Source organism: Microbacterium sp. B24 (assembly GCF_000333415.1).
Lineage (GTDB): Bacteria > Actinomycetota > Actinomycetes > Actinomycetales > Microbacteriaceae > Microbacterium.
This window is the reverse complement of sequence record NZ_BADB01000085.1, coordinates 1-10206: the sequence shown is the minus strand read 5'-3', so window position 1 is coordinate 10206 and position 10206 is coordinate 1. Positions and strand designations below refer to the sequence as shown.

8 protein-coding genes and 1 pseudogene are annotated in these 10206 nt (G+C 70.4%); 2 read left to right on the top strand and 7 right to left on the bottom strand.

Annotated features, from left to right (window positions below):
* The 4 genes from I5I_RS01975 to I5I_RS01960 form a co-directional block, all read right to left on the bottom strand.
* Positions 1-1343, bottom strand: a 1343-nt coding sequence (locus tag I5I_RS01975) for a PTS transporter subunit EIIC (protein WP_036315820.1), incomplete at its 3' end; no start/stop codon positions are given.
* A 32-nt stretch (positions 1344-1375) separates the two neighbouring features.
* Positions 1376-3040 carry a phosphoenolpyruvate--protein phosphotransferase gene (gene ptsP / locus I5I_RS01970; protein WP_083867899.1) on the bottom strand — a complete coding sequence of 555 codons (1665 nt, stop codon included), beginning with the start codon at positions 3038-3040 and terminating at the stop codon, positions 1376-1378.
* A 20-nt stretch (positions 3041-3060) separates the two neighbouring features.
* Positions 3061-3336 carry an HPr family phosphocarrier protein gene (locus I5I_RS01965; RefSeq protein ID WP_036315814.1) on the bottom strand — a complete coding sequence of 92 codons (276 nt, stop codon included), beginning with the start codon at positions 3334-3336 and terminating at the stop codon, positions 3061-3063.
* The gene (locus I5I_RS01960; protein WP_036315812.1) at positions 3333-3677 is read right to left on the bottom strand and encodes a PTS sugar transporter subunit IIB; all 345 of its coding nucleotides are present in this window, start codon (positions 3675-3677) and stop codon (positions 3333-3335) included. The genes I5I_RS01965 and I5I_RS01960 overlap by 4 nt, the downstream gene beginning before the upstream one ends.
* Before the next feature lie 109 nt (positions 3678-3786).
* On the opposite strand from I5I_RS01960, the gene I5I_RS01955 reads away from it, so the two are divergent.
* Positions 3787-5712 (top strand): BglG family transcription antiterminator, encoded by a 1926-nt coding sequence (locus I5I_RS01955; protein WP_036315809.1) that lies wholly within the window; start codon positions 3787-3789, stop codon positions 5710-5712.
* Between the two features lie 34 nt (positions 5713-5746).
* On the opposite strand, the gene I5I_RS01950 is transcribed toward I5I_RS01955, so the two are convergent.
* From I5I_RS01950 to I5I_RS01940, 3 genes are read right to left on the bottom strand one after another with little or no spacing between them, the layout of a single operon-like run.
* Entirely contained in the window at positions 5747-6313 is a 567-nt protein-coding gene (locus I5I_RS01950) for a GNAT family N-acetyltransferase (RefSeq protein ID WP_036315807.1), read from the bottom strand.
* Positions 6314-6348: 35 nt separating this feature from the next.
* Positions 6349-8043, bottom strand: coding sequence for a phospho-sugar mutase (locus tag I5I_RS01945; protein ID WP_036315804.1), 1695 nt, complete (start codon positions 8041-8043; stop codon positions 6349-6351).
* Entirely contained in the window at positions 8040-8873 is an 834-nt protein-coding gene (locus I5I_RS01940; protein ID WP_036315800.1) for a purine-nucleoside phosphorylase, read from the bottom strand. Before I5I_RS01940 ends, I5I_RS01945 begins: the two co-directional genes overlap by 4 nt.
* Positions 8874-8979: 106 nt before the next feature.
* Here I5I_RS01940 and I5I_RS01935 point away from each other — a divergent pair.
* Positions 8980-10206 (top strand): annotated as a pseudogene (locus I5I_RS01935) (NAD(P)H-quinone dehydrogenase); the annotation flags it as partial.

Sequence of the window (10206 nt, the reverse complement as noted above, 5' to 3'; positions counted from 1 at the left end):
GGCATGGCGGCGCGGTCGGCCGACAGCGACGACTGGTCGCCCTCCAGCCCGGCGTTCGCGGCGGCGCCGGCACGGAGGCCCGCGAGGGCCTCGGAGCTCTTGCCCTTGTTCGCCTCGGTCTGGGCGATCGCCGCTTCGAACGAGGCGCTGGACTCCGCCTCCGCGGCCAGATCGCGCTTACGAGAGGCCCGCAGGATGACCGCGGTGATCAGGAACGTGACGGCGGCGGCGAGGATGACCGACAGGTAGACGACGAACAGGTTGCCGACGCCCGGGCCGATGGCGGCGGCCGTCACGGCGATGATGCTGCCGGGTGCCGCCGGGAAGGCGAGGCCGCCGCCCAGCAGCATGTTGGTCGTGACACCGGTCGCGCCGCCCGCGATGAGGGCGAGGATCGTCATCGGCTTGCTCAGCGCGTACGGGAAGTAGATCTCGTGGATGCCGCCGAAGAACTGGATGATGATCGCTCCCGGAGCGGAGGCGCGAGCGGCGCCCACGCCGAAGAAGGTGAACGCCAGCAGGAGACCCACACCGGGACCGGGGTTGGCCTCGATGAGGAAGAGGATCGACTTGCCGGCCTCGGTCGCCTGCTGGATGCCGAGCGGCGTGAACACGCCGTGGTTGATGGCGTTGTTGAGGAACAGCACCTTCGCCGGCTCGACGATGATCGACAGCAGCGGCAGCAGGTTGACGCTCACGAGCCAGCCGACGATGCCGCCGAGGAACGTCGAGATGCCGAGCATGATCGGACCGAAGGCGAAGAAGCCGACGATCGCGAGGATCATTCCGAGGATGCCGGCGGAGAAGTTGTTCACCAGCATCTCGAAGCCGGGCTTGATCTTGCCGTCCCAGAGCTTGTCCATCTGCTTCGTGATCCACGCGGCCAGCGGACCCATGATCATGGCTCCGAGGAACATCGGGATGTCGGTGCCGACGATGACACCCATCGTCGCGATGGTCGCGACGACGCCGCCTCGGGCGTCGTAGACCATGCGGCCGCCGGTGTTGGCGATCAGCAGCGGGAGTAGGTACGTGACCATCGGGCCGACCAAGCCCACGTAGACGGTGACATCGCCGCTCGCGAGCGCCGTCATCGCGCCGTTCCACCCGATAGTGGCTGCGTTTCCGCCGCCGCCGATGATCTCGGCGACGGGCGACCAGTGCCATCCGAAGGGGCTTTCCGCGCCGAAGAAGCCCTTCGTGATGAAGAGCATCGTGATGAAGCCCCAGGCGATGAAGGCCGCGATGTTCGGCATGATCATGCCGGAGAGGAAGGTGCCGAACCTCTGCACGCCGACGCGTGCGCGGTTCACCCCCGTCGATGTCGTGGACGCCGTTGTCATTGTCTTCCGTTCCCTTCGAATGTGCCGCGCCGTCAGCCGGCGAGGTTCTCAGCGGCGGCCTGAGCCGCCGATCGTGCGGATGCCGCGTCATCGGCGGCGAGGGCTGCCGCGGCGATGCGCTCGGCATCCTCGCGGGTGTACTGCAGAAGCGAGGCGCGCACGTCCGCGAGGGCGGTGGGGGCCATCGACAGCGTCGTCGCGCCGAGCCCGACGAGCACGACCGCCAGCAGCGGGTCGGCGGCGGCCTCGCCGCAGATGCCGACGGGCTTGCCGTTGGTCTTGCCGCCGTCGGCGGTCATCTTGATCAGCTCGAGGACCGCGGGGTGCCACGGGTCCTGGTACGACGCCACCGAGCCGAGCAGGCGGTCGGCGGCGAGCGTGTACTGCGTGAGGTCGTTCGTGCCGATGGAGGCGAAGTCCGCAATCTGCAGGATGCGCTTCGCCTGGATCGCCGACGAGGGAACCTCGACCATGACACCCGCCGTCTTGATGCCGTACTCCTTCGCGAGCGCCACGAAGTAGTCGGCCTCCTCGACGGTGGCGACCATCGGCGCCATGACCCAGAGGTCGGCATCGGTGGCGGCATCCGCGTTGGCGAGCGCCGTCAGCTGCTCGCGCAGGATGTCCTCGCTGGCGCGCAGGGCCCGCAGGCCCCGCAGGCCCAGTGCGGGGTTGTCCTCGTGCGCGTCGTTGAGGAAGGCGAGGGGCTTGTCGGCGCCGGCGTCGAGCGCGCGGACGACGACCTTCTTGCCGGAGAACGCCTTCAGCAGCTCGGTGTACGACGCGGTCTGCTCGTCGACGGTCGGAGCCTGGGTGGCGGAGAGGAAGAGGAACTCGGTGCGGAACAGGCCGACGCCCTCGGCGCCGAGCTCGACCGCCTCGGCGGCGCCGCCCGGCTTGCCGAGGTTGGCCAGCAGCGGAACCGCCGAGCCGTCCTTGAGCGCGCCCGGGGTGAGTGGAGCGGATGCCGCGGCAGCGCGGGCATCGGCGCGGTTCTGCGCCTGCGCCCGCTCGTCCTCGGTGGGATCGACGGTGACGACGCCCTTCGCGGCGTCCACGATCACGGTCTGCCCGTCGACGAGGTCCTTGGCGGCAGCGGCGCCCACGATGGCGACGATCGACTTCTCGCGCGCGAGGATCGCGGTGTGCGAGGTCGGTCCGCCGTCGGTGGTGACCAGTGCGAGCACCTGGTCGAGGTCGAGCAGCGCGGTGTCGGCGGGCGCCAGGTCCTTGGCGACGAGCACGAAGGGGTGACCCGGGTCGGGAACGCCCGGCGCGGGCAGGCCGCGCAAGCGCGCGATGACGCGCTGGGCGACGTCGTCGAGGTCGGCGGCGCGCTCACCCAGGTAGCCGCCCATCGCGGCCAGGGTGTCGCGGAAGCTCGCGAACGCCTCGTGGACGGCGTACTCACCGGTCTTGCCAGCGTTCACCCGCGTGGAGACCTCGGTGTCGAGCGTGGGGTCCTCGGCCATCATCGCCTGCGCCTCCAGCACGTCGCGGGCGAGGCCTCCGGCCTTCGAACCCCGCTCCTCCAGCTCGCGGGCGACGGCGGCGACCGCCTCGCGGACACGTGCGAGCTCCTCGTCGGGGGTGAGGGTGCTGGGGACGTCCGAGGGGGCGGGCAGGGGATCGGCCATGCGGGCGACCGGGCCCTGTGCGACGCCCAGTCCGATACCCACTCCACGCAGTTCACTCATCTTCGGGTCTCTCCTTCGGTTCAGTTCTCGTCGTGATCGGTCGTCAGCAGCTCAGCGAGCACGTCGAGCACGGCGTTCGCGTTCTCACCCTCGGCGGTGAGGGTGACGTAGTCGCCCTTCTCAGCTCCCAGTGAGATGACGCCCAGGATGCTGGCGGCGTTGACCGGTGCACCCGCGCCCTTGGAGATCGTGACCTCCAGGCCGGAGTCCTTCACGCCCTGGGCGAAGAGCTTCGCGGGTCGGGCGTGCAATCCGTTGGACGATCCGATGCGGATCGTGCGGGACACAGAGCTCATGCGGGGTTCCTCTCCGTCGAAGCGGGCATGTCGGGGTCTGCGCTCAGGGTCTCGTCGATCAGCGCGAGGGCGCGCGTACCGTGGAGATCGCTGAAGATGTCGGTCGGAAGGAGGATCACGCGTACCAGACGCGGCGCCGCTTCGCGACGGATGCGGTCCAGGCTGCCGTGCAGGTGGGGGCCCACGAGCACGACGTCTGCGGCGTCGATGTCGATCGGGAGCGACTGTTCGGTGCCGGCGACGGCACTGAGCTCACGCCCGGCCGCCTGCGCCGCGTGACGGACACGCTGCGCGACGAAAGTGCTCGACGCACCCGCGCCGCACACAACGAGGATCCTCATCGATCCGCCTCCTTCTCGGCCATTCTTGTGAAAGGGCTGGGAGGCGACAACCACACCTGTTTCCGCGGGGGCGGAAACACCCCGCGGGCGGCGTGGTTGACTGGACGGTGTGAGCAGAGCGCGTCAGGACCGTGTCATCGCGCTGCTCGCGCGGGAGGGCGACTGGCTCACGGCCGCCGAACTCGCCGACATCGTCGGCGTGACCCCTCGCAGCATCCGCAGCTACGTCACCGCGCTCAATGCTCGCGTTCCCCGGGGCGTCGTCGTCGAGTCCGGTCCGCTCGGCTATCGTGCGGGCGCGGATGCGCCCGCTGCGCTGCGAGCCGGAGCGGATGCCGCGACTCCGCGGGAGCGCGTGCACCGGCTCGTGCGCCGGCTGCTGTCGGGACGGGAAGGCATCGACGTCTTCGAGACCGCCGACGATTTCCACGTCAGTCCGGCGACACTCGAAGCAGACCTGGGCCGGGTCCGCGCGCTGCTGGGCGACACGGAGCTCACGCTGGAGCGCAGCGGGTCGCGCGCGCGACTGAAAGGCACGGAGATGGCGCAGCGGCGCCTGCTGAGCCGGCTCGCGCACGACGAGACCGACGACGGCGCGTTCGACCTCGATGCCCTCCGGCGCAGCCTCGGCGCGGGATCGATCGGTGAAGCGGTCTTCGGCCCGTTCAAAGCCGATCTCGTTTCGGGTCTGCGCGAGCTCGGCTACTTCGTCAACGAGTTCGGCATCGGCGACGTGATGATGCACGTCGCCATCACCGCCGACCGCGTCGCGCACGACCGTGCGCTGGAGACGGCCGCGCTCGATGAGACGACGCCCGCTCAGGAGCAGGTCGGGGCTCTGCTCGACACGCTGTGCGAGCGGCATCTGGGGGTGCGCCTGGGCGCGGGAGACCGTCGACACCTCGCCGCCCTCGTCCTCGGCCGCGTCGTGGCGCCCGGTCCCGGCGAGGCGGCGTCGGTCACACGAGCGGGTCTCCAGCCCGAGGTCGAGGCGGCCGTGCGCGACATCGTGCACCGTGCGGCATCCGAGTTCCTCGTCGACATCGAGCACCAGGACTTCGTATTGCGCCTCGCCCTCCACGTGCAGAACCTGCGGCTGCGCGCACAGGAGCAGGCGTGGTCGCGCAACCCCCTCACCCGGTCGCTGAAGGCCACCTACCCGATGATCTTCGAGGTCGCGGTCTTCATCGCGGACGGCCTGCGCGGGCTTCTCGGCATCCCCCTGCTCGACGACGAGATCGCCTACATCGCGATGCACGTCGGCGGCCAGCTGGAGCGCAGTCGGCACGCGGGCACCGTGTTGACCGCGACGATCGTGTGCCCTGGGTACTACGAACTGCACGAACTGCTGCGCTCGAGCGTCGACCGCTCGCTCGGACAGGCGGTCGATGTGGTCGGCGTCGACACGCGGGCCGACCCCGACTGGCGGGCGATCGAGACCGATCTGATCCTCACGACGATCGACCCGCCCTTCGCCGGTGACGGCATCGTGCGCATCCAGCCCTTCCTGACGGAGAGCGACATCGAGCGCGTGCAGGCGGCGGCCGGACGCGTGCGCCGCGCGCGTCGCTTGGCGCGACTGCGGGACGAGCTCGGCCGCTACTTCTCCGCCGATGCCTTCATCGGACGCGTCTCTGCAGACGCCGATGAGGAAAGCGTCATCCGCGATCTGGGAGCCCGGCTCGTCGCGCAGGGCGTCATCGACGAGGGATACGTCGAGCGCACGCTCGAGCGCGAACGGCTGTCCTCGACCGCATTCACGGACGCGCTCGCGGTGCCGCACGCGATCGGGATGACGGCGACGCGCACGGCAATCGCCCTGGGCATCGCCGACCCGTCCATGGCCTGGGGTGAGGGCCGCGTGCAGGTGATCGCAATGGTGGCCTTCTCCGAGAGCGATCGCGAAGCGTTCCAGACGGTGTTCGAGCAGTTGGTCGAGGTTTTCAGCGAACGCGACAGCGTGCAGCGGATCGTCCGCCGCGGCACGTCGTTCGGGCCCTTCCTGGACGAACTGGTGGCCGTCGTCGACGGTTGAGGCGCGCCCACGCCGCGTCGCCCGTCGTCGACGCTCAGCGCAGGCGAGCCTGAAGGCCCCGCTTCACCGTCGGCCACTCGTGCGGGAGGATCGAGTAGATCACGGTGTCGCGCAGGGTGCCGTCGGGACCCACTCGATGATTGCGCAGCACGCCGTCCTGCTTCGCGCCGAGGCGCTCGATCGCGGCCCGCGACTGACGGTTGTGCCAGTGCGTGCACAACTGCACGGCGATCACGTGGCACGCCTCGAACGCGTGCTGCAGGAGCAGGAGCTTGGCGGCCGTGTTCACGCCGGTGCGCTGCACTGTCGGCGACAACCAGGTGTAGCCGATCTCCACCCGCGGACTGTCGAGATCGATGGTGCAGAACGTCGTCATCCCCACCGCCACGCCGTCGACCACCACCGCGAACGGGTTCATGCGTCCGCTGTCGCGTTCGGCGAGCCGGTGGGTGATGTCCGCGCTCGCGTCCGAGGGGACGGAGGTGTACCAGGCGTATTCCAGCCCCTCGCGGGCACGCTGGAGCTCGGCCGCGTGATCGGCCCGCAGCGGTTCGAGTCGGACACGCTCGTTCTCGAGGACGACCGGCTCGGTCAGCAGCATGCGCTGAACCTCCCCGGGTCGACCCACCGCCGCACTCACCCCTGCGCCGCGGCGATCAGCGCCCGCGTGCCGGCATCCAGAGCGGCGAGCCGCTCCTGTGCATCGTCCGCCGATGTGCCGCGCACATCCAGGTAGGCCTTCAGCTTGGGCTCGGTGCCGCTCGGTCGCACGATCAGGCGCGACCCGTCCTCCAGCCACAGCCGCAGCACGTCGCTGGCCGGCACGCCGCCGGTGCCCGTCAGCAGGTCGTCGATGCCGGTCACCGCGACATCGCCCACCCGAGCAGGCGGAGCCTGGCGAAGCGCCGACATGATGCGCCCGATCATCGACAGATCGTCGACGCGCAGCGACACCTGCCCCGACGCGAAGAAGCCGAAGGTCTCCGGGAAGCCCCGCAGCAGGTCGGCGAGGCTCTCGCCGCGCTCGCGGGCCTCGGCGATCATGCCGAGAATCGCCACCGCGGCGGAGATGCCGTCTTTGTCGCGTACCGTCTCGGGGTTGACCAGGTATCCGAGGGCCTCTTCGAAACCGTAGAGGATGCCGGGCGCGCGCGAGATCCACTTGAAGCCCGTCAGCGTCGCGTGGAAGTCGAGACCGTAGTGCTCCGCGACGCTCTGCAGGCCGGGGGACGACACCAGCGAGCAGGCCAGCGATCCCGTCTCACCCCGTTCGACGGCGCGGGCCGCGGCACGCCACCCGAGCAGCAGCCCGATCTCGTTCCCGGTCAGGCGGCGCCAGCCCCCGGGCGCGGTCTCGTCGGGCAGGGCGACGGCCAGGCGATCGGCATCGGGATCGTTGGCGATCACGAACTCGGCGCCGACGGCGCGAGCCGTCTCGAACGCGAGGTCCATGGCCCCCGGCTCCTCCGGATTGGGGAAGGCGACGGTCGGAAAGCGCCCGTCGGGCGCGATCTGCGCCTCCACGACGGTGGGTCGGGGATAGCCCGCGAGCTCGAGGATCGCGTGCAGGGTCTCGGAACCGACACCGTGCATGGCCGTGTACACCCAGTTCATGCCGGCCGCACCCGCGGTGGCGGGGGCGACGGCCGCGGTGGCGGCGACGTAGGCGGTGATGACGGACTCGTCCGCGACCTCGTACTCGGCGCGAGCCAGGTCGGGGACCGCCGAGGTCGCCGCGATCCGGTCGATGTGCGCCGCGATCTCGGCGTCGGCGGGGGAGACGATCTGTGAGCCGTGGTCGGCGCCGCCGAGGTACACCTTGTAGCCGTTGTCGTCCGGCGGGTTGTGCGACGCCGTCACCATGACGCCCGCGGCGGCGCCGAGGTGGCGCACCGCGAAGGCCAGCACCGGAGTGGGGAGCATCCGCGGAAGCAGCACCGCCCGCAGGCCGGCCCCCGCGAACAGTTCCGCCGAGTCGCGGGCGAACACGTCCGAATTGCGACGCCCGTCGTAGCCGATGACCACGAGTGGTGTCGTTCCCGGCGCCGCCTTCTCACGCAGGTAGGCGGCGAATCCCGCGGCGGCCTGAGACACGAGCACCCGGTTCATGCGGTTGCTGCCCGCTCCCAGCCGTCCTCGCAGTCCCGCCGTGCCGAACTGCAGGCGGGAACCGAAACGATCGGCGAGGTCGGCGGATGCCGCCTCGTCGCCGGCCGCTGCGGCATCCACGATGGCACTCAGCTCCGCGCGGGTGACCTCGTCGGGATCCTGCGCGAGCCAGGCGCGCGCCGCGTCGAGCACGGTCGTCCCCGCGGCATCCGCGCCGCTCACAGCTGCCCGATCACGCGAGCCAGCAGCGCGGAGATCACGGGCTCAGCGGCCTGGCCGGCCTCGATGACCTCGGCGTGGCTGAGCGGGGTCTTCTGGATGCCGGCGGCGAGGTTGGTGATGAGGGAGAAGCCCAGCACCTCCATCCCGGCCTGACGCGCGGCGATCGCCTCGAGCGCCGTCGACATGCCGACGATGTGGCCGCCGATCGTCTTGGCCATCTGCACCTCCGCGGGGGTCTCGTAGTGCGGGCCGCGGAACTGGCAGTACACGCCTTCGTCGAGGGTCGGATCGACCGTGCGGGCGAGCTCTCGCAGGCGCGACGAATACAGATCGGTGAGGTCGATGAACGTCGCCCCCTCCAGCGGCGAGTCGGCCGTCAGGTTGATGTGGTCGCTGATGAGCACGGGCGTCCCGGGCGTCCACGTCTCCTTGATGCCGCCGGCTCCGTTGGTGAGCACCATCGTCGTCGCTCCGGTCGCGGCGGCCGTGCGGACGCTGTGGACGACCCGGCGGACGCCGTGTCCCTCGTAGTAGTGCGTGCGGGCGCCGATCACGAGCACGCGCTTTCCCTCGGGGGTGACGATGCTGCGGATCGATCCGACATGGCCGGCCAGTGCGGGCGCGCTGAAGCCGGTGACATCGGTCGCGGGAATCGTCGCGGTCGTCTCGCCGACGAGGTCGGCCGCCTTGCCCCAACCGCTGCCGAGCGTGAGCGCGATGTCGTGCCGGTCGACGCCGGTGAGGCGTGCGATGTCGCCGGCGGCGCGCGCGGCCACCTCGAACGGGTCGGCAGAAGGGTCGTCGAGCGGGTTGGTGTTCATGTCGGACATGTTCCCACTCTAGGAACCGCGGCTCCGGCGGGCCACTCGCCTCGTGCGCCGATCGCCGTCATCGCAGCGGCACGGGGCGACGCCGGGGGCCTGAGAGAATGGAGCAATGTCCTCGAGCTTCGTCAACACCCAGTCGGTCGCCGTCCTCGGGGGCGGTCCCGGTGGGTACGAGGCGGCGCTCGCCGCCGCGCAGCTCGGTGCGGACGTCACCCTCGTCGAGCGCGCGGGGGTGGGCGGGGCGGCCGTCATCACCGACGTCGTCCCCTCCAGAGCCTCATGGCCACCGCCGAGGCCGCTGTCGCCATCTCGGAGGCCTCCGACCTCGGCGTGCAGTTCTTCGCAAAGGGGGAGAGCGGCGTCGCGCTCAAGCCCGAGGTCGCGAACAACCTCGCCGCGTCAACAAGCGCCTGCTCTCGCTGGCTCGGCAGCAGTCCGATGACATGCGCGCGCAGCTGGTCGATGCCGGGGTGCGCATCATCTCGGGGCACGGGCGTCTGGACGGCCATCACGCGATCGTCGTGGCCACCGGCCCCGGCGGCACCGATTTCGATCGTGTCGAGGCCGACACCCTGGTCGTCGCCGTCGGCGCGTCGCCGCGCGAGCTTCCCACCGCGCGCCCGGACGGAGAGCGGATCCTCACGTGGACGCAGCTGTACGACATGAAGGCGCTTCCCGAGCACCTCATCGTCGTGGGCTCCGGGGTCACCGGTGCCGAGTTCGCCTCCGCCTACATGAACCTGGGGGCGAAGGTCACGCTGATCTCCAGTCGCGACCAGGTGCTGCCGGGTGAGGACGCCGACGCCGCCGCGGTTCTCGAGAAGGTCTTCACCCGCGGCGGAATGACGGTGCTGTCCACCTCCCGTGCCGACGCGGTCGAACGCACCGCCGACGGCGTGGTCGTCTCGCTCTCCGACGGTCGCACCGTCGAAGGCAGCCACTGCCTGCTCGCCGTCGGCTCGATCCCGAACACCGCCGGCATCGGCCTCGAGGATGCCGGGGTGCAGCTGACGCCGTCCGGTCACATCCGCGTCAACCGTGTCGCGCGCACATCGGTGCCGAACATCTACGCGGCCGGCGACTGCACGACATTCGTTCCCTTGGCCTCGGTGGCCTCCATGCAGGGACGCACCGCGATCTTCCACGCGCTCGGCGACACCGTCATCCCGCTGGAGCGTCGCCGCATCACCGCGAACATCTTCACGGCGCCCGAGATCGCGACCGTCGGTCGTCAGGAGAAGGACCTCGAGACGGGGGCCATCAACGGCTACGTCTACAAGCTGCCGCTGGCGGCGAACGCCCGGACTCTAGAGGATCCCCGGGACCGAGCTCGAAT